General features: G+C 46.1%; 15 protein-coding genes. 7 read left to right on the forward strand and 8 right to left on the reverse strand.

Features of this window, described 5'->3' with window-relative positions:
• Positions 1-402 precede the first annotated feature (402 nt).
• Positions 403-558, reverse strand: a complete 156-nt coding sequence (locus LY387_RS19000) for a hypothetical protein (protein WP_197058753.1) — start codon at positions 556-558, stop codon at positions 403-405.
• A 409-nt stretch (positions 559-967) separates the two neighbouring features.
• On the opposite strand from LY387_RS19000, the gene LY387_RS19005 reads away from it, so the two are divergent.
• Together LY387_RS19005 and LY387_RS19010 are read left to right on the forward strand one after the other, a co-directional pair.
• A complete protein-coding gene (locus LY387_RS19005; RefSeq protein ID WP_234497401.1) occupies positions 968-2,632 on the forward strand; it encodes a methyl-accepting chemotaxis protein in 1,665 nt (554 codons plus the stop codon).
• Positions 2,633-2,782: 150 nt separating this feature from the next.
• Positions 2,783-3,871, forward strand: coding sequence for a DUF3541 domain-containing protein (locus LY387_RS19010; RefSeq protein ID WP_234497402.1), 1,089 nt, complete (start codon positions 2,783-2,785; stop codon positions 3,869-3,871).
• Between the two features lie 4 nt (positions 3,872-3,875).
• On the opposite strand, the gene LY387_RS19015 is transcribed toward LY387_RS19010, so the two are convergent.
• Positions 3,876-4,649: an alpha/beta fold hydrolase gene (locus LY387_RS19015; RefSeq protein ID WP_234497403.1), complete on the reverse strand. Its 774-nt coding sequence runs from the start codon at positions 4,647-4,649 to the stop codon at positions 3,876-3,878.
• A 555-nt stretch (positions 4,650-5,204) separates the two neighbouring features.
• Between LY387_RS19015 and LY387_RS19020 the strand changes: the two genes are divergently transcribed.
• Together LY387_RS19020 and LY387_RS19025 are read left to right on the forward strand one after the other, a co-directional pair.
• Positions 5,205-7,043, forward strand: coding sequence for a heparin lyase I family protein (locus LY387_RS19020; RefSeq protein WP_234497405.1), 1,839 nt, complete (start codon positions 5,205-5,207; stop codon positions 7,041-7,043).
• Positions 7,044-7,232: 189 nt separating this feature from the next.
• A complete protein-coding gene (locus tag LY387_RS19025) occupies positions 7,233-8,033 on the forward strand; it encodes an SDR family NAD(P)-dependent oxidoreductase (protein ID WP_234497406.1) in 801 nt (266 codons plus the stop codon).
• 425 nt (positions 8,034-8,458) lie between these two features.
• Here the strand turns inward: LY387_RS19025 and LY387_RS19030 are convergent, their stop codons facing one another.
• Complete coding sequence (locus tag LY387_RS19030) at positions 8,459-8,695, reverse strand: GNAT family N-acetyltransferase (protein WP_234497407.1); 237 nt, start codon at positions 8,693-8,695, stop codon at positions 8,459-8,461.
• Between the two features lie 83 nt (positions 8,696-8,778).
• A complete protein-coding gene (locus LY387_RS19035) occupies positions 8,779-9,579 on the reverse strand; it encodes a PhzF family phenazine biosynthesis protein (RefSeq protein ID WP_234497408.1) in 801 nt (266 codons plus the stop codon).
• Between the two features lie 160 nt (positions 9,580-9,739).
• Between LY387_RS19035 and LY387_RS19040 the strand changes: the two genes are divergently transcribed.
• Entirely contained in the window at positions 9,740-9,892 is a 153-nt protein-coding gene (locus LY387_RS19040; protein ID WP_419153462.1) for a DUF2256 domain-containing protein, read from the forward strand.
• On the opposite strand, the gene LY387_RS19045 is transcribed toward LY387_RS19040, so the two are convergent.
• From LY387_RS19045 to LY387_RS19055, 3 genes are read right to left on the reverse strand one after another with little or no spacing between them, the layout of a single operon-like run.
• The gene (locus LY387_RS19045) at positions 9,875-10,600 is read right to left on the reverse strand and encodes an SDR family NAD(P)-dependent oxidoreductase (protein WP_267967710.1); all 726 of its coding nucleotides are present in this window, start codon (positions 10,598-10,600) and stop codon (positions 9,875-9,877) included. The two genes, LY387_RS19040 and LY387_RS19045, sit on opposite strands and share 18 nt — an antisense overlap.
• A gap of 9 nt (positions 10,601-10,609) precedes the next feature.
• Positions 10,610-12,160 (reverse strand): cryptochrome/photolyase family protein, encoded by a 1,551-nt coding sequence (locus tag LY387_RS19050; protein WP_234497409.1) that lies wholly within the window; start codon positions 12,158-12,160, stop codon positions 10,610-10,612.
• Between the two features lie 45 nt (positions 12,161-12,205).
• Positions 12,206-13,552, reverse strand: coding sequence for a DASH family cryptochrome (locus LY387_RS19055; protein ID WP_234497410.1), 1,347 nt, complete (start codon positions 13,550-13,552; stop codon positions 12,206-12,208).
• Between the two features lie 140 nt (positions 13,553-13,692).
• On the opposite strand from LY387_RS19055, the gene LY387_RS19060 reads away from it, so the two are divergent.
• Both LY387_RS19060 and LY387_RS19065 read left to right on the forward strand, forming a co-directional pair.
• Complete coding sequence (locus LY387_RS19060; RefSeq protein WP_234497411.1) at positions 13,693-14,943, forward strand: NADH:ubiquinone reductase (Na(+)-transporting) subunit B; 1,251 nt, start codon at positions 13,693-13,695, stop codon at positions 14,941-14,943.
• Between the two features lie 209 nt (positions 14,944-15,152).
• The gene (locus tag LY387_RS19065) at positions 15,153-16,175 is read left to right on the forward strand and encodes a GGDEF domain-containing protein (protein WP_234497412.1); all 1,023 of its coding nucleotides are present in this window, start codon (positions 15,153-15,155) and stop codon (positions 16,173-16,175) included.
• 34 nt (positions 16,176-16,209) lie between these two features.
• On the opposite strand, the gene LY387_RS19070 is transcribed toward LY387_RS19065, so the two are convergent.
• Entirely contained in the window at positions 16,210-18,912 is a 2,703-nt protein-coding gene (locus tag LY387_RS19070; RefSeq protein ID WP_234497413.1) for an HD domain-containing phosphohydrolase, read from the reverse strand.
• Positions 18,913-19,073 lie beyond the last annotated feature (161 nt).

The raw sequence follows: 19,073 nt of genomic DNA on the forward strand, positions 1-19,073 counted from the left end.
TAAAGTTTCACTGATACACAAGCCCACATTGATAACCATCAGTTAATCATGATAGAAAAGCGATCCAAAAAGGTTTCATTTTGGTTAAAAATGACGATTTTTAATTACCTTTTGAATCTATTTAAAAGAAAAATAGGACACAACATGAACTAACGCAAAAGCGAATAGCTTAAATATGGAATGAATAAAGTACTTAGATATATATTATAAAATACCAAAAGTAAAATACCCAAGTATATTACTGTGATATTTCCAAAACGATGATTCAGTGTATTTTCGACTTTGAATAATAATGGGAAAAGTTTAGTTAACGAGCTATTTGGTTTAAGTGAGAGTAAATGGTTGCGGAGTGAGTTCTAAGCCTAGTGAAAAAAAAGAACCAGCTAAGCTGGTTCAATTGCGTTAGAGTTTCTTCATATCTTTCGGACAGGTATCGAGGTGAGTTGTGACCACCAGACCGGCATCGGTTAGACAAATATTGCCAGGCTCACCTGCATCATCGGCTAATGCAAAAAAAGAACATACCGTGCTAAGCACGAAAACCACTAATGATTTCATTGCGATATCTCCTTACTAACGTGTTGTTCTGCGTGGCAAACTCCCTGCCTCGCTCTTTGAGCATAGTCAAGAAAAAGCAATAGCGACAAAGAATTTATTCAATAATTTCAAATAGATAAACACCATCAATAACAGGGGGTGGCAATATTTATCCACCCAATACCAAAACCGCCCCTCGTGACACCACACCCCTCGCTTCTGATCGAACCCTTAGCTGCAGCACGACGGGTCAGACCACCAGACCGCTATGATTATGTCCTTAACAAACAGATAGTTAAGATGAAAGTATAATCCGTGACGCTTTATTACCGATCTTCATCCTGTAAATGGCACAGCGTTTGCTTACTTATTGTTCAGATGCTCAATAAAAGGGCACGATACACAACTACAACTATTAGGATGAATGTTTATGAATTTGTCGATTCGAAAGCGACTTTATGTACTCACCATAGTACCTTTGCTGCTCGTTACAATTGGGATACTGGGGATCACCTACTCCAAGGTTTCTGCACTAAATCAACAACAGTTTGATGACACTCGCCAGAACCTACTCAGCAATAAGCAACTTGAACTCAAAAACTACGTTGAACTTGCTCAAACCTCAGTCTTGAGGTTAGCAAAAGAGGGTGCCAACCTAGAAGAAGGTTTAGAGGTGCTGCGCCATCTGAAGTTTGACGGCAATGGCTATATCTTCGGCTATAACTCCAAAGGTGATCGACTTTTGATGGGGACGAGCACTAAAGATATTGGCAACAACTACTATTCGGCTCAAGACAGTAAAGGGAACTACTTTATCCAAGACTTGATTCAAAACGCCAAGTCCGGACAGTATACGACCTACTACTTTCCAAAACCGGGACAAACTCTAGCAGAACCTAAGTTAAGCTTCTCTATGTATATCCCCGAATGGGATCTCATGATTGGCACTGGCTTCTATATCGATGACATCGACCAAACCATTTCTAAAATGGAGCAAGAAGCCACCTCTGCCCTGCAGAGCAAAATTTTCACCATCTTTATTCTATCTGGCGTCACACTCGCCTTTGTGTTTGTGCTTGCGACCTTCATCAATCGCAGCATCATGAAGCCACTAGAGAAATTCGACACTTCACTTCAAAGCTTTGCAAAGGGCGATGCCGACCTGACTGCACGTATGGAAGAGTTTGACGCCCCTGAATTTAAGCGCTTGGGACGTAACTTCAATGCCTTTGTTTCAAGCTTACAGGAAATCATTGCTAATGTATCGAGCACTAGCCATGCCGTGGTTGAAGAAACCAAAGAAATGAAGTCTCGTGCCGCTCAAGTTGACAGCCTAGCTTCCAGTCAGCGTGAAGAGACCGAACAAGTGGCAACGGCAATGACCGAGATGACCACAACATCATCAGAAATTTCCAGTAACGCAACCAGCGCTGCCGCGTCAGCTCAAGAAGCCGACACGAACGCTCGCGACGCACAATTGACGGTAAACACTGCCGCTTCCTCGGTACGTGAACTCGCAGAAGAAGTACTACAAGCCAGTAATGTGATTAGCAGGCTAGAGGGCGACGTGAAGAACATCTCGACATCACTCGCTGTCATACAAGATATCGCGGAGCAAACCAACTTACTTGCGCTTAACGCTGCTATCGAAGCCGCTCGAGCAGGTGAACAGGGCCGGGGATTTGCAGTTGTCGCTGATGAAGTGCGTCAACTTGCGAGTCGCACGCAACAGAGCACTGGTGAAATCAACCAAATGATCGAACAGTTAAAGGGCGCTTCTGATGAAGCGGTAAAAGCGATGGACTCAAGCAGAACACGCGGTGAAGCAACGGTTCAACAAGCTAATGATGCAGCTGCAGCAATCGAGGAGATCCAGCGAGCTATCGCCAATATCCACGATATGAATGCACTTATAGCAACGGCAACAGAAGAACAAGCTATTGTTGGTAAAGACATTGCACAGCGCATTGTGGTCATCTCAGACCAAAGTGCTGAGTCTGCGAGTCTAGCCGCAAAAAATCGTGACGGCAGTACTCACTTAAACGGCAGAGCTTCTCAATTAGAGCAGCTAGTCTCCCGATTTACAGTATCTTAAACCTTCCTTAATCTAAGGCACGAAATCCTTCGTGCCTTTGCTTACTCCACCGCAACACATTCAACAAAACAATAAAACTGACGTAACCATTACAATTGCTCGTCGGTTAATTCTTACACTATAGCGATCTTTTGGTGGAAGGAAGAAGCTATGATATTGAAAAAACGGATACTCGCATTAACGGTTAGTGCCTTTCTAATTACTGGTGCTAGTATTATTGACTTCAGTAGCACGCCAAAACCGCATCAACTTCAGGCACACGCAAACGTGGTTAAAAACACTTACGAGTCTCGACTGTTTTCCTTGTCTCCCTATAAGCAAGGTCATTTTGGCTTACGCATGTATAGGCAGACGCAAGACACCAAATACAAAACAACGATACTCGTGGATCTTGCCAACGTCACCGACCGACTTAATCACATTGCTGCAAACGTCACCACACCGGATGCTATCCACCAGCATTCTTTAGAGCGCCTCAATGAATACAAAAAAGGCAAAGACGAGAGAAGTGTCCGTCGATACAAGGCGACCAAAGACCAGCCAGAATACTTCTTCATGGGGCTCGATGTTCTAAGGTATCTCGCTAGACTGCAAGAGTATGGTGTCACCCACAAAGATGATAAGAAGCTTCGTAAACTTCTGCGTAGCTATGACTTCGAATCTGTACTCACCAACAAAGAGATGATCACGGCATGGGCGGCGCAACTTGCCAACCAAGCCTACTGGTTAAAACAGATTGGCGAACAGGATCTAGTCGATGAGTTTATCACTGCATTTAAGAAAACGTATCCAAACAGCGAAGACTACCGACTAAGCAAGCAGCAATTTGGCAACAAGCTTTACGGTATGACCCATATTATTTTGGCAGACTCTGGTTACTATCAACGTCAAGTTAGCGAGCAAGAGCATCAATGGATCTACGACTATTTCCGCCGCAACATTGACGATATTATTCAGCACACTAAAGAAGACATTATCGCAGAAGTCGGCATTAGCTTTTTGTTAGCTGGTTTGGAAGACGATCCAGTCGTAGCAAAAGCTCGTGCGGCCATCACAAAGTCTATTGATAAACGACACGGTATGATCCCATCGGTATCCGGCGACTTTGATTTTGCCTATGGTGAACATAGAAACGTACTCGCCATTATGCTTTTGGATTGGCAACCACCTTACGAAGGGCCAAATGTTAAAACCGACCCTAAGCTGTTTAAACAGTTACCCTACGGTGTAAGAATCTAAGCGATTACTTTTCGAATCGCTCAGTTTGCAAGAAGTTGAGAATTAATTCCGTCACATAAGGATCTCGACGCAGACGGTCGTGTTTGATATCGACTTCGACGAAATCCTTCATCCCTTTGAGCTTGGTCGATTCTACCGACACCAAGCCATCGTTGGTCTTTGCAAACATGCCATTGAACACCGGATAACTTTGCGTTCCGGCTATCACGCCAAAGTCGTAGTTTGGGAGCGGTAATTGATTTGGAAAGCTGTTAGGACTGGTCGTCAACGACTCCGCCGTACCACCAACAAGGGATAGCATCCAGGTATCGGAGAAAAAATCGGCAACATCACTACCATGATTTGGTGTACCTACGAAAACAACATTACCCATTTGTTCTGATTGAACAAACTCAGGATGCTTCGCGAGATAGGAGCGAATCACTAAACCGCCTAGTGAGTGACCGACGAAGTGGACTTTAGGTTGGTTGGTGGCATGGTGTGTCGCGGTATCAAATTCTGCTATACAGCGAGAAAGCTCTTCCGCGCTTTTCTCTAAAGTATTTTCTATCGGCTGGCGAATCGTCGGATAGTCAACCACACAAACTTGGTACCCCTGATCCGCGATGCCCTTTGACATATTTTGCATCGACCAAGCACTGCGGGCGAGTCCGTGCACAATCACTACCTGCTCAGCGTGGTGAGCATTGAGCTCTGTGTCCGTGACATCCATTTCGGGTTTGCTGCATCCAACGAGTATTAATGCGGGAACCAAAACTGCCCACTTCATCCGCTTCATCGTACATCTCCAAACCACCGATTCACCAATAGCATATCAAACTGGTACTACCTGCACTAGCACACATGTACGAGATTTTTGTTCCAATTTACAACAAATATCACCAAGAAGAGATATTGCCTGCACCTAAACTTCAACCAATTGAAATTATTAGATAAAAATTGATGACACATTACTTAATAGATTAAGTCATTAAAATCGTAATAGAGAGTTCAACTTCAAACGTTGCCAATTCGAGTAAAGTGGCTCTTCCGCTTACTCTAGCCCCCAAATGAAAGTGAGACACGTAATGCGATCGTCCTACAAATAACTGATATTATTAGTCTTTAACTCAGAAATACTGAATTTCTCAGCACACACAGCAAGTTGCCATAGAATCATCCAAATTTCACAATGACAGCTCAAACACATTCACGCCATCTATATAAAACCAGTTTGATATAGATATTGGATTAGCTATCTTCAAGCTGAGTGCACTCTTTCTTACCCGATGTTTATCACCTTCTAGCATGGAGGCGGAGCGTCTGTGCGTATCAAACAATCAAGGAGTGACGTATGAGTAGAGTATTGCGGTTTAATTCATTGGCGACGGCCATTACCTGTTCTTGTCTTTCGTTTTCCGCTTTCGCAGCTGACACCGATGGTGATGGAGTTATCGACACTGTTGATGTGTTTCCATTGGATCCAGAAAAATGGGTGTTACCTTTTCATGAGTTGCCGACTACCGTTGAAGCAGAAGATTTTGACTTAGGTGGGCAGGGTGTAGCGTACTCAGATAAAGAGGCAGATAATCGAGGCTCTCACGACTATCGCAATGAATGGGTCGACTTTTCTACCCACGGAGACGCGACTCATGTTGGTTGGTTTAGTCGTGATGAATGGATGAACTATACCGTCAGCGTGCCGAGCACTGGCTACTACGAATTTTCGGCGTGGCTAGGTTCAAAAGCGACAGCGTCAAAAGTCGTCGAGTTGCGTGAGGGGCAATCTGTTCTTGCGAAGCTCGCATTTTTATCCAGCTCAGGAAACTCTCGAACGTTCGAACAATCACCACCGACAACACTTTATCTCGAACAAGGGGAACACACGTTTACTCTCTATGCCCGTGACGGGTCAGTGCGTGTCGACAAACTTCAGTTTGATCTCTCGCCATTATCTAAAGACACCGATGGTGATGGCGTTGTCGACGCCGAAGATGCCTTTCCTAATGATGCATCCGAAACCAAAGACTCCGACAGCGATGGAGTCGGAGATAATAAGGATTTAGATGACGACAATGATGGTGTGCCCGATCTTGACGATGATTACCCTCTCGATCCTAGCCGCTCTCAAAATCTGGTCACCAATACAGCGCCAGACAATTGTGAAGGGGTAGAGAATCAACAACTATTGTGCGATGTATTAGCCAACGACATTGATCCTGAAGCGGATGAACTTGCTATCGTTCTCGCTGACTCAGCGAGTTATGGCTCGCTCACTGTTTCTGAGGGTAAAGTGCTTTACACACCAGAAGAGAACTTCGTCGGGCTTGATGAGTTCAGCTATCAAGTCGATGATGGATTTAACCTCTCAGAGCCAACACGAGTTGACGTTTTGGTCGAACGCACAACGACGATTGAGAACGCAGCGACAATCTACACCGCGAACTATGAAAACGGTACCCCTCAGTCTGGGCTAGAGCAACTCTTAACGCCCTCTTTTTCTAGCAGTTACGACTCTCTCACTCAAGTACCAGCTAGCTATCACTATTACAGCGTCGAGAATGTGCCCTGGGCGCGTACAGGAGAGCATGTACTCAAGTTTTTTGGGGAGCCACCAGCCTTTCGAAGCGAAATCGCGTTCATGAACAGTGATTACAATTATTCAGCGGGGGATGATTATTACTTCAGTGCAAGTATCCGCCCCGATGTGTCTTGGCAGAATGTCACTAAGTATTCCATCATTGTCACTCAATGGAAATCGTTTCAATCTGGTCCACACGGTGCAATCAGGCTGAGTAACAACGGTGACTTTAAACTCACCTTTCAATCGCCAAACAATCCAATCGTTGATCTTGGCTTTGCACCACAAGATCAATGGACCGACATACGTGTCTATTTCAAGAAATCACTGGGCTCCGATGGGCGCGTTATGATCTGGGTAAATGGTGAGCTCAAGCTTGATCGCTCGGGGAAAACTTTACTCATTGGTAACGATGGCTATACCAAAATCGGTATGTACACTGAGATAAGAGATGCGAGAACCATTTACTTCGACAACGTGTCGATATCTAGTGCGATCAATCGCTCACTCGACGAATGGGGGCGCGCTCCTGTCGATGGTATCTATAATGATAGTGACGATGACGGTGTGAGTAATGGTTTAGATCCCTATCCACTCGACCCTAATCGATAAAGAATGAACGATTTTATGGTTCACCCCCTCTGTTACCCACGGGTAGCAGAGGGATTTACACATCCATGATTATCAAAAATATCTATAAACTGTTTCCATGCTGGCACCGATAGAATGTGTAACATTGATAATCTATGATAGAGCCAGACTCGAGAAGTCCCCCACATCATGCCTTTGGAGTGTTTAAAAATGAAAAAAACCGTACTAATTACAGGCGCTACTGACGGAATTGGCTTAGCTGCAGCAAAAATGCTCGTCGCAGAAGGTCACCGTGTATTGATCCATGGCCGAAATCCTCAAAAGCTCGAAGCAGCCAAACAAACACTTCTTGATGTAAATAGTGATGCTGAAGTTGAAACCTACATTGCTGACCTGTCTGTATTGTCGGAAATTAAACCGTTTGCTGATAAGGTGAAAAGTGAACACGACAGCCTAGATGCGCTGATCAACAACGCAGGTGTCTACACCACAAACAATGCGCGTACTAAAGATGGTTTCGATGTGCGTTTTGCGGTGAACACACTGGCCCCTTACCTGTTAACCAAAGCACTGTTGCCTCTGCTTAAGTCTGGACGTGTTGTTAACTTATCCTCTGCAGCTCAAGCACCGGTGGAGACCGAAGCGCTGCGTGGTAATTCAGCTCTAGGTGATGGCATGGCATACGCGCAAAGTAAGTTAGCCATTACTATTTGGTCACAAGAGATGGCTAAAGAGCTTGGCAGCCAAGGTCCAGTGATTGTTGCGGTAAATCCGGCGTCTATGCTGGGCAGTAAGATGGTAAAAGACGCGTATGGCGTTGCTGGCGGCGATATCAACATCGGTGCTGATATTCTTCGCCGAGCGGCATTGGATGAAGAGTTTGCCGATGCTTCTGGTAAGTACTTTGACAACGATATCGGTCGTTTTGCAGCACCGCACCCGCAGGCAGCTAATAGTGGGAAAGTGGCGGAAGTGATGCAGGTGATTGATGAGTTGGTGAGTGGGTTTTAGTGGGTTGCATCGCCTAGTATTATAAAGCTAAATGTAGCGGAATATTTGCTCCTCCCCTTGGAAGCGGGGCGCGTATCCGTGAGGCTGGGAGGGGTAAAGCTCCGCGCGTGAATCGAAAGCAGGACGCACGTTGTTAGTCCGATTTACCCCCTCTAGCTCCCCCAGCTACGCGCCCCGTTACTAAGGGGGAGAACCATAGGCTAGCTCCTATCGTCGCATCGCCGATTACTAAAAAGCTATGTGTAGCGAAGAACTGTTTTGCTCCTCCCCTTGCTAAGGGGAGGCTGGGAGGGGTCAATGCGGAGGCAGAATCGAAAGCAGGACACACGTTGTAAGTCCGTTTTTACCCCCCTCTAGCTCCCCCTTATTAAGGGGGAGAACCTTAGGCTAGCTCCTGTCGTCGCATCGCCTATTATTTATGAATCTCAATCTAAAAACTTAGCGACATACCAACAGTCAGCTTCAATCTGATATTGCTCGCCTTTCGCCCATGCTAACCCTTTATCGACTAACTGCTTGGCAATCCCTTGACCACGAAACACATCCGGTACAAACGTGCGAGTAAAGTTCACGTTACTTTCGTCCAACTTATATTCAAGTACACTCTCGTGACCATCTTTTGCAAAGACGAATCGATGGCGTTCTGGTTGGTGTTCGATCATAAAAACTCCTGATTTTATTGGATATCTTAATGTCACTCGACAAAGATAACCTAAAACAGAAAAAGGGTAACAGCTAAATACAGCTAAATGTTGATCGTGCCCCTAATAAGGGTCACGGCTTGGCCACTGAGCTCTATACGTTCGCCCTTAATCATCATACCGACGTAGCCACCACGCTCAGAATCTTGATAGCCAATTAAAGAACACTTACCCAACCTCTCAGCCCAATACGGTGCCAATGCACAATACGCAGAGCCGGTCACAGGGTCTTCATTCACACCTACCCATGGCGCAAAGTATCTAGCGATAAAGTCCACATCGCTTCTCGATGATTTTGCAGTCACAACGATAGAGCGTCCTTCGGTTTGCAGTAAAGCGTGGAAGTTTGGCGCCAATTGGTGAAGCTTGTCTTCACTTTTAAGCACGATGAAGTCTTTTCCACCCTCAAACTCTGCACAAAACTCAATATCATCATCCTTGATACCGAGCGCTGCACACTTATCAGGAGAGATTAATGTGCTTTCCACTGGGTGATAGAGCGGAAAATCCATCGAGATTCGCTCTCCAGATTTCTTCGCTGATAGCTCACCAGACAAGGTGTGAAACTCATAAGAGCCGTCATCATTTAACAGCTTCAAGTCATCAAGAACCTTCACTGTTGCAAGTGTTCCATGCCCACATAACGCAACCTCAACTTGAGGTGTGAACCAACGTAATCGTTTATCGCTGAGCGACAAAAATGCGGTCTCGGATATCGCCATTTCTTTGGCAATACTCAACATAAGTGATGCTGGCAATGGCTCTTGAGTAATACAAACCCCAGCGGGGTTACCCTTAAACGGCTCCGCAGTAAACGCGTTCACCTGATAGATTTCTAGTTCCATGAATCTTTACCTTTCTCACCACTGCTCAACTATAGAATAGATAATAACGACAATATTAACTACATCCCCGTATATCATCTGAGAAAACTCAGTGCAAACTGCACCTTCAATAGTCTGGTTGCGTATATCAAAATGTGTCGAACTACTGTCGAAAATACAAATGCACAAGAAGGCTCATCTTCCCCAAAAACTATGTCCAGTTTGCCAACGCAGCTTTAATTGGAGAAAGAAGTGGGATAAGTGCTGGGACGAAGTGAAATACTGTTCGAAGCGATGCTCATCCAACAAGCGTCGCCTACCACTCGATGAGTGACCCGTCGTACGCGAGAAACTGGCCGTTATTACTGCGGTCGAGGGACTGGAGAACCTTGATAAGTAAGCTAGCCGTCTTATCTGCTGAAAAGAGTTTGTGCTCTGGGACTCGTGCTTGAAAAGGCTTGGACAACGACGTGTCGGTTGTTCCCGGATGGAGCGCAACCGTACACGAACGCGGCATCAAACGCCCCCATTCAATACTGATGTTCTTGAGCGCCATATTAAGCGCTGCTTTTGAGCATCGGTAGCTGTACCAGCCTCCTAGGGCGTTGTCAGTGATGCTGCCAACCCGAGCCGAAATGGTTGCAAAGATTGGCGAGTGTGCTTTTCTCAAAAGAGGTTGAAAGTGCTGAGCTAGCAGTAAGGTAGGTAAGGTATTGATTCTTATTGAATCAGTAAACTGCTCTGCGTCCACCGATTTTAAGCTCTTTTCCGGCATACGTTCATTAATAGAGAGCGCGCCGACACAGTTTATCAGCCAATCTAGGTGCACTACCTCGCTAAGCCTCTCCACCAGCATTGGATAATGCGCCTGTTCCATGACATCGAGTTGGAACCAAGAAATGCGTTCGTAGTCCTCAGAGCCTTGGGGCAGTGTGCTGCGATAAGTGGCAAAGACTTGAATCTCCGGTAATTGCGCAAGTTGCCGACACATTGCCCAGCCGATACCACCGGAACCGCCCACAATTAGTACGTTTGTTGTCACATCTGCTCCCTACAACTCGTTGATGCGTGCCAGATTGGCTTCGGCTGTGGTTAGATGTTCGTCCTGTACTTCTGGAGCCATTCGATCCCATGTGCGGTAAATCATCGCAATTCTTGGGTTGTTTCCCAGACGTTCTCGATGCTTGTGCATAAAGCGCCAATAGAAGCCGTTGAATGGACAAGCCTGTTCTCCCTTGCGCTCTTTGACGTTGTAGTAGCAGCCACCACAGTAATCACTCATCTTGTTTATGTATCCACCGCTCGAGCAGTATGGTTTCGTCGCGATCAAACCGCCATCGGCGTAAAGCGCCATGCCTCGAGTATTCGGCATCTCTACCCACTCAATCGCGTCGATGTAAATACCTAAATACCACTCTTCGACTAGGTCAGGGTCAACCTCGGTCAGCAATGCAAAGTTGCCCGTAACCATTAGACGTTGGATGTGATGCGCATAGGCGTACTCTAATGACTGGTTGATGGCGTGTTGCATACAACGCATTTTGGTTTGTCCGGTCCAGTAAAAATCTGGTAGCGGTCGGTGAGCATCAAGCGCATTCTTGCGCTTATAATCCGGCATATTGCTCCAGTACATACCGCGAATGTACTCTCGCCAACCAAGAATTTGTCGAACGAACCCTTCGACTTGTGCAAGCGTAATATCACCGTCAGACTGTGAGTAGCTATCGATAGCCGCATACAACACTTCTGTCGGTGACAGCATCTTGCTGTTGAGCGAAAATGACAGTCGACAGTGATAAAGACTCCACATAGAGTCATGCTCTCCTGTCATCGAATCTTGAAAGCGTCCAAAGTTAGGAAGACAGATATTGCAAAAGTGCGCAAGAAGGTTGAGTGACTGCTCACGATTAATCGGCCACAGTAAATGCTCTCCAATCTCACCAATGGACTTCAATCCATGACGATGGATTCGCTCGACAGTAGATTGGGTTGGGTTTGAGAACATCAACGGGCTGGGCAGTTCTTTGATATCGTTGACCTTCAATTTATTACGATTGTCGGCATCATAGCTCCACTTTCCGCCAAGTGGCTTATCCTCGTTAGCCATCAGCATACCGTGTCGGCGACGCATCTTCCGGTAGAAATGGTCCATGACTACCGCCTTGCCGGTTGGAAACATCTCCTCAATCTCAGAAAACGGTAGGAGAAAATGCTCCGTATCGACTTCTTCTACTTGCGCGTGCTCCAGTTTCAACTCTCTGAGTTGTTGTAGCAATCGATATTCATCAGGGCGTTGGTATTCGAATCGGGATGCTTGTGTCTGTTGGCATTTCGTCACGATAAGGTCAGACAGGCTTTTATACTGACTGCTTTGGTCAAGGTTGAGATACTCAACGCTGTGCCCTAATTCCGTAAGAGCACGAGCAAACGACTCCATTGCGAGAAAGAACGCGACCTGCTTCTGTATGTGATGAGTCACGTATTCAGATTCTTGCTTGAGCTCGGCGATGAGATACAGAACGCCATCATCCACGGAAGAAAACCAAGAATGTCGCTCATTCAACTGGTCACCCAACACAAGCCTAATGGTGTGATACGTCATCGCTCTCTCCCTTGTTACTACTTATTAGCTGCTATATATTGGCTGCTACTCATTCGTGTCTAGGGGCCAGTCCACCATATCGACGGCATCGACACTAATAGTCATTCCCTCTCCTTGCCACTTACGGATGAAAACCCCATCAGGATCATACATTTGAGTCTGTTTTTGTAGGTCAAATTTCCTATGCCCTCTAGGATCGGCTCCCACCCCAGCTAGATATTGCCAGTTGCCCCAATTAGACCCCACGTCATAGTCAATAAGCGTGTGTTGGAAATAGTTTGCGCCGTAGCGCCAGTCAATCGACAGCTCGTGTACCAAGCAACTGGCAACGAGCTGACGACCTCGATTCGACATGTAACCCGTCTGTTTAAGTTGGCGCATACAAGCGTTAACTATCGGGAAAGGGGTAGTGCCATTAACCCATTGACGAAAACGTTGAGCGTAAAATGAGGTCAAGGGTGCCTTATTTTGAATGCCCGAAAAAGCAAACAACCGAGCACCATGTCGTCTGCCATACCAATGGAAGTACTCTCGCCACAACAGTTCAAACACGATCCAGTAGGTTGAATCGTTGGCGCCGTTGTGTCGCTCAAAACGATGAAGTTGGCTTACTATTGCTTTCGCAGAGATATTGCCATTGGCTAGCCAAAGCGAAAACTTAGTCGAGCTTTGCCAATCATCGAGCGCATTTCGCGTCTTTTTGTAGCTAAGCGCAGCATCGGTTTCGAAGTAGCTTCGCACATGGGACAGTCCTGCCAATTCACCTCCTCGTACATTTTGACCTAGATCGAGCGCCTCCTCGAAGCTTCCATAAGCCTCTGGAAGCCCTTGTCGATTGTTTACCGGAGGTGGAAGTGTGGTGACCGTTCCACTAGGTAAGGGAATGGGCTGTTTTTCTATCAACTTTCTGAACTTTGAGAAACTCTGAGGAAGATCTCCAAGATCAAAGGGAAGCTCGGTCTCTTTAAAGAGGCTGTGTGTGTCGTCTCGATGAATGGCTAGCTTGGGATGTTGCCCCTCCAATTTCTCAACTATGGTATCCAGATACCAACTTGCGGAGTGCGAAACAAACAGATCGGTAATGTTATAGGTTCTGATAAGTTCATTGAGCACTTCTAGAGCTTGACTGAGACCATCAGCCTCTAGCTTGTGCAATACTTGCCCGACTTGCCTCAAAGATTGATTGAGTTCGCCAATAGACTGCATAGCGAAATGCTGCCTGGCATCGTCGTTTATTTCGATGGGTAAGAAGCGTCGCTCAAACTGACTTTTTAGCTCTGGAAAATAGACGCAATGCAGGGAGTCGACTTCCCGCGCTGCTTTCGCAAGCAACGGATTGTCGTGGAGTCGACAATCGTTATAAAACCAATAAATACCTCGTCGAGTCGTCATATTGTCCTCACTATCCCGCACTCATAAAGCGTTTGCCTTCATTCACATACGAGTGATTGCGCTAGTTAGCTTAGTCAAAGAGTGGACATATCGCGAAACCAACACGTAATAACTGTGTTATTGCAGAGGAGGCATGAGTTATGGCACTCAAAAAAACTTTAGATAACTTAGCTCCACATTTTGAACCCGGAGGGAAATACCAAACCTACTACCCACTCTATGAGGCTGTCGCCACCCTTTTTTATACGCCAGGTCATGTGACCAAGGGGCGTACCCATTTACGAGACAGCATCGACCTTAAACGCATTATGATCATGGTGTGGCTTGCTGTGTTCCCCGCTATGTTTTGGGGTATGTACAACATTGGTCACCAAGCCAATGCTGCGTTGACAGCGACCTACACTCTTGCTGAAATCTCCACTCTATTCGAAGAGAGCTGGCGGTTGTCTTTCGCCTTTGGAAGCCCTGAGGCACTAGCGACCGTAGGCTGGGGACGTGAGATGCTCTACGGAGCCAGTTACTTCCTACCTGTCTACGCGACGGTATTTATCGTTGGGGGCTTCTGGGAAGTCTTGTTCTCCATTGTCCGCAAACATGAAGTTAATGAAGGCTTCTTCGTCAGCTCCATTCTGTTCGCACTTATCCTGCCTCCCACTATTCCTCTCTGGCAAGCGGCACTTGGCATCACCTTCGGTATCGTTGTGGCGAAGGAAGTATTTGGTGGAACAGGACGCAATTTTCTCAATCCAGCACTCGCGGGGCGCGCATTCCTCTATTTTGCTTATCCTGCTCAGATGTCAGGTGGAGCCGTTTGGGTTGCTGCCGATGGCTATTCAGGCGCCACACCACTGAGTCAATGGTATGAAGGCGGGCAAAGTGCGTTGGTCAACAACATGACGGGAGAGGTATTAAGCTGGACTGACGCCTTTATCGGAAACTTACCGGGCTCTATGGGCGAGGTCTCCACCTTGTTCATTTTGATAGCGGGTATCTTCCTGATTGCCATTGGCATTGCCTCATGGCGGATTGTTCTAGGTGTACTGATAGGACTCACTGTCACCGCGACACTACTGAATACCATAGGCTCAGACACTAACCCTATGTTCTCAATGCCAATATGGTGGCATTTTGTGATTGGCGGCGTGGCATTTGGCACCTTTTTTATGGCGACAGACCCTGTTTCTGCGGCGTTTACCGATACAGGTAAGATTGCTTACGGAATACTGATCGGTGTGATGACCATCTTTATACGCGTGCTCAATCCCGCCTACCCCGAAGGCATCATGCTCGCAATCCTGTTTGCCAACCTCTTTGCTCCGTTGTTCGACCACCTGGCAAAAGAGGCGATGGTAAAACGACGAGAGCGCCGTTTAAAGCAAGCCAATCGGTGATCATTGTCAAAGAACTCAGTAACGATATATTTAAAATGTATCGTTACTGAAGCAATATCACACCCAAAACTGGGGACATTTACAAAAACTGAGGTTCCAAAAGTGACAATTTGCCTATCTCGTTAGATAATTGCTTATACAAACAAATAAAAAATAACAAAAAAAAGATCGCGGCACATATCGGAATGAGTTAAGGACAAATACGGACTATGAAGAAAAACGATTTTCAAAAATCGGCTGCCAACCTCAAAAAGGCAGTACCATTGATGGTGAAACATCACGTGCCCGCTACGCCAGCTAATTACGCACTCTGGTACACCTATGTTGATCAAACGATCCCTGAGTTAAATGCAGACATGGACGCCATCTTAAAAGACTACGATGTCCTGCCACCCGTCAATTCCGCTTCTCTATACAGAAACCACATCGCTGACAAAGCCGAAGTCGATTTGCAAGATCTCAAGGTAAATCTAGAGGCAATAGTGACGGAAATGTCGAGTTCCATGTCCGATGCACTCACTGATACCACCGATTTTTCGAAAGCTCTCGAGAATAGCTTCGACGGTTTATCGTCAAGCCTTGATGCTGAACGTGCACCAACCCTTGATGACGTGATGCCACTAATCAAGCAGCTAGTTGATGAAGCAAGCGAAATACGCCACTCCACTGATTTTATTCAAGGGCAGTTGAAGAATGCCAGTGACGAGATAAGCCGCTTAAAATCTCAATTGGCCAAAGTCCAATGTAATGCCATGTTTGATAGTCTCACCACCCTTTACAATCGTGGTGCATTTGATGCTGACTTAACAATGTTCTGTCAAGCAAAGCAACCAATGAGCCTGATTCTTCTCGATATTGACCACTTCAAAAAATTCAACGACGAAATGGGGCATTTGTTTGGCGATACCATTCTCAAAGGCATTTCCCAACGACTGAAGCAAGCCTGCCGAGGTGGCATCGCTGCGTACCGTTTTGGTGGTGAAGAGTTTGCGCTAATTGTCCCAAATAAGTCTCTTCGAGTCGCAAGACAGATGGCCGATGCCCTGCGTCTAGCGGTCGAAAAAATGACCATTAAGGATCGTAAAAACGGCAACAAGGTAGGCAACATCACCGCCTCATTTGGCGTTGCTGAGTTTGTCGCTGGTGACAGCTATGCCTCTCTAGTAGAGCGTGCGGATAAACAGCTATACGACGCTAAGCGCTCCGGTCGCAACCGCGTCATGCCTTTCTAAAAAAGACCGCTAGCAGCGGTCTTTTTTTACATCATTACTGGGTCAGATAATCTTCGATGTGAATGTCATCAATCTGCGAGCTGTCTATGTTCTGTTGAGCGAATTCTAGATAGACGCCTGATGTTAAAAATAGCTCAAACAAATCCCCATCTAGATGATTATCTCTTACCATAAAGCTCATGATCCGCAGAGCTTCGGACAGCTTCTTAGCTTTCTTATAAGGGCGATCGCAACTTGTCAGTGCCTCAAACACATCCGCTATAGCCATTGCTCGCGCCGGTATAGGTAGCTCAGAGGCTTTTGTACCTAATGGGTAGCCTGTTCCATCCATCTTTTCATGATGACTACCAGCCAACAACGGGACATTCTGCATATGTTTCGGGAATGGAAGATTCTCCAGCATGCGTATCGTCTCAATCATGTGGCTATTGATGATATAACGCTCTTCACTGTTGAGGGTGCCCTTTCTTACTGAAAGGTTATACATCTCACCTTGGTTATTTTGGTATTCACCAGCTTGTAGAACAAAACGCGACTCTCGTTTTGGTTCTTTTTCCCATGGAACGAGGTGGTCATGGTGATCAGCAAGCACGGGTTCCGTCCTTGGTACCTGGATATCTTGGTTATCAAAGCGGGCTAATTCTTCCCAAGACAAACCTTTGCGCCTATCTATCGTGGTCTGCCACGTTCTCGCTGCTATTTGCTCAAGTTGGTTAAGTTTGGTCTCATCTAAAAACTCTGAACCTAAATTGATTTCAGCGATCAGATCAAACTCTTCATCCAGTTTTTCAAGCTTGGCTTGCAGCTGTTGACGCTCCTGCTCTGAGATAGCATCAGCAAAACGCTGACGATACATGAACAGTTCTTCGTCCCGCTTGAGCACTTCAAAGCGTGTTCGAATTTCGTGGATTCGGTTGTAAATAGTCTCTAATTTTGTCGATTTATCGATTATGTGCTCGGGTATTGTCACCTTGCCACAATCGTGCATCCAGGCGGCCATGTGGAGCTCTTGCCACTCCTCATCGCTCAACGAAAAATCGGCATACTTACCTTGTGTTTGTTGTTGCGCGGCAAGAGTCAGCATCTCCGTCAATACGGGGACTTTTTGGCAGTGGTTACCCGTATAGGGTGACTTAGTATCGATCGCGCCCGCCATTACCTGAATAAAGGAGTCTAGTAATGCGCGTTGATCCCTGATCATCGTTTGGGTCTCGATGGTCACAGATGCATACGCTGCCAGCGTTTCTAGGTATTCTCGGTTTTCAAGTAGAACGGCGCTTTCGTGAGCGTCATCAAACCCAAGACCAAGAGCGCCAATGACCTGTTGTTTACGGTTTATCAGAGGGATAAACAACGTATTGTCGGATTCACTCTCTCTCGGCACGTATGTACGAACTTCGTTGTAGCGAGTGAACACCGGCTGTTTCAATTGAAAGAACTGATGAACCTCTTCCTTTATAAGTGGGTCTGTCAAAGGAATGGCTGGTTGCAATGAGGGGTCTAACACGCCTTGATTACGAATACTCAAAAATCTTGGCTCTAGGCAGGTCTCGTCATTACTTAGTAGATATAGGTAGCTACTGTTCGAGTCAGTCGCATCTGCCGTTTCTTGGCAGACAAGCGCGAGCAAACTCTCTAAATCATCCTCTTTTGCCATCGAATTAGTGAGCGACAAAAACCGTTTTATCGTAGATTGCATAGAACGCAAAGAATCTGACATCTCTTTGATCTCGGTAACTCGAGAGCGATGCTGTGATACCGCGCTAAACTTAAAGTGCTCAATGGACTTAGCTTTTTTTGTTGCTTGACGAATAGGCCTCGCTAACCACTGCGAAGCAAGGTAAATACAAGGCAACACGGCAAGCAAAGCAATCAGCGAACCTATGATTGAACGCCTGGCTACAATATTGGATTCTTTAAGAAGCTGCTCTGATTTCACCGCCATTACAAGGTTGAACATCTGATCTCTAGAGCTTCGCACTCTATCGATCTTAACAACCCACTTTTCCCCTTGGTAATTAATCTCCTTTGCCACAGGACCGAATTCCACCACATTCGCCGTGCTCGCGATTAGCGGATGGTTTATATCGCTAAGCTTGAGCACGGTACTTGACCGTATAGCATCCCTAACTCTGAATAGTTCCGGTTGGCTGAAGGCATAAACGTTAAAGTCATCATCGTACATTACTCGCAGAGCATCTCGATTCTCATCACTATCCTGAAGTACTTCCGAAACTTCTTCCAACAAAATATCCGCCCCAAACGCAGCTCCGTTTAATGACTTACGATGAATAGTGACGCCTGAACGACCGATAATAGGCATAAAATAAGGCGTAGACACTTTGGCTTTTATGAATGACGAGGTTTTAAACCAGTTAGTGGTGCGTGGATCTATGGCAATGCCCGCTAGTACCTGCGTATCGAGCAGCACCAGTTGCGCATCGTAGCTTTGTTGAATCAATTCTTTGGTGTGTGTGTTATAGCTAAAGGCGACAAATTCAGCGACCTTGTCCACCTTCATGAGCTTTCTGAGTTCACCATTGTAAACCCTCGCTACAGCAAGCCACTCTCCGTCAGGGAATGCAGCCTTAAATGATAGAACATGTCTATGTGCACTAAGAAGTGACATTAACTCAGGAGCGAAAGCAAATCGCTTATCAGGATCCGTTTCTCTAGTTAGTTCACCAGCAGAAAAGGCGTCAACAATGCTAAAAGTCGGCCCAAAGTGAAAGGACATATTACTGCGAGTTTCGCTCGCTATCCTCTCAAACAAGTTCTCATTTGCCTCAAGAATAACTTTGTTTAGGCTAGTTTGAGTAATCCAAATCTGTACCCCACATACGAGTAATACCAGGGTGACGAACATAATGAACATGTGAACATGTAAGGGGAGCGTCT

The organism is Vibrio maritimus (assembly GCF_021441885.1).
Classification (GTDB): Bacteria; Pseudomonadota; Gammaproteobacteria; order Enterobacterales; family Vibrionaceae; genus Vibrio; species Vibrio maritimus_B.

What these genes read in the sequence shown, in the direction of transcription:
- LY387_RS19040 (WP_419153462.1), top strand. Translation starts at nt 9,740, where the DNA reads ATGCACAAGAAGGCTCATCTTCCCCAAAAACTATGTCCAGTTTGCCAA.
- LY387_RS19005 (WP_234497401.1), top strand. Translation starts at nt 968, where the DNA reads ATGAATTTGTCGATTCGAAAGCGACTTTATGTACTCACCATAGTACCT.
- LY387_RS19065 (WP_234497412.1), top strand. Translation starts at nt 15,153, where the DNA reads ATGAAGAAAAACGATTTTCAAAAATCGGCTGCCAACCTCAAAAAGGCA.
- LY387_RS19020 (WP_234497405.1), top strand. Translation starts at nt 5,205, where the DNA reads ATGAGTAGAGTATTGCGGTTTAATTCATTGGCGACGGCCATTACCTGT.
- LY387_RS19030 (WP_234497407.1), bottom strand. Translation starts at nt 8,695, where the DNA reads ATGATCGAACACCAACCAGAACGCCATCGATTCGTCTTTGCAAAAGAT.
- LY387_RS19070 (WP_234497413.1), bottom strand. Translation starts at nt 18,912, where the DNA reads ATGTCCTTTCACTTTGGGCCGACTTTTAGCATTGTTGACGCCTTTTCT.
- LY387_RS19060 (WP_234497411.1), top strand. Translation starts at nt 13,693, where the DNA reads ATGGCACTCAAAAAAACTTTAGATAACTTAGCTCCACATTTTGAACCC.
- LY387_RS19055 (WP_234497410.1), bottom strand. Translation starts at nt 13,552, where the DNA reads ATGACGACTCGACGAGGTATTTATTGGTTTTATAACGATTGTCGACTC.
- LY387_RS19010 (WP_234497402.1), top strand. Translation starts at nt 2,783, where the DNA reads ATGATATTGAAAAAACGGATACTCGCATTAACGGTTAGTGCCTTTCTA.
- LY387_RS19050 (WP_234497409.1), bottom strand. Translation starts at nt 12,160, where the DNA reads ATGACGTATCACACCATTAGGCTTGTGTTGGGTGACCAGTTGAATGAG.
- LY387_RS19035 (WP_234497408.1), bottom strand. Translation starts at nt 9,579, where the DNA reads ATGGAACTAGAAATCTATCAGGTGAACGCGTTTACTGCGGAGCCGTTT.
- LY387_RS19015 (WP_234497403.1), bottom strand. Translation starts at nt 4,649, where the DNA reads ATGAAGCGGATGAAGTGGGCAGTTTTGGTTCCCGCATTAATACTCGTT.
- LY387_RS19000 (WP_197058753.1), bottom strand. Translation starts at nt 558, where the DNA reads ATGAAATCATTAGTGGTTTTCGTGCTTAGCACGGTATGTTCTTTTTTT.
- LY387_RS19025 (WP_234497406.1), top strand. Translation starts at nt 7,233, where the DNA reads ATGAAAAAAACCGTACTAATTACAGGCGCTACTGACGGAATTGGCTTA.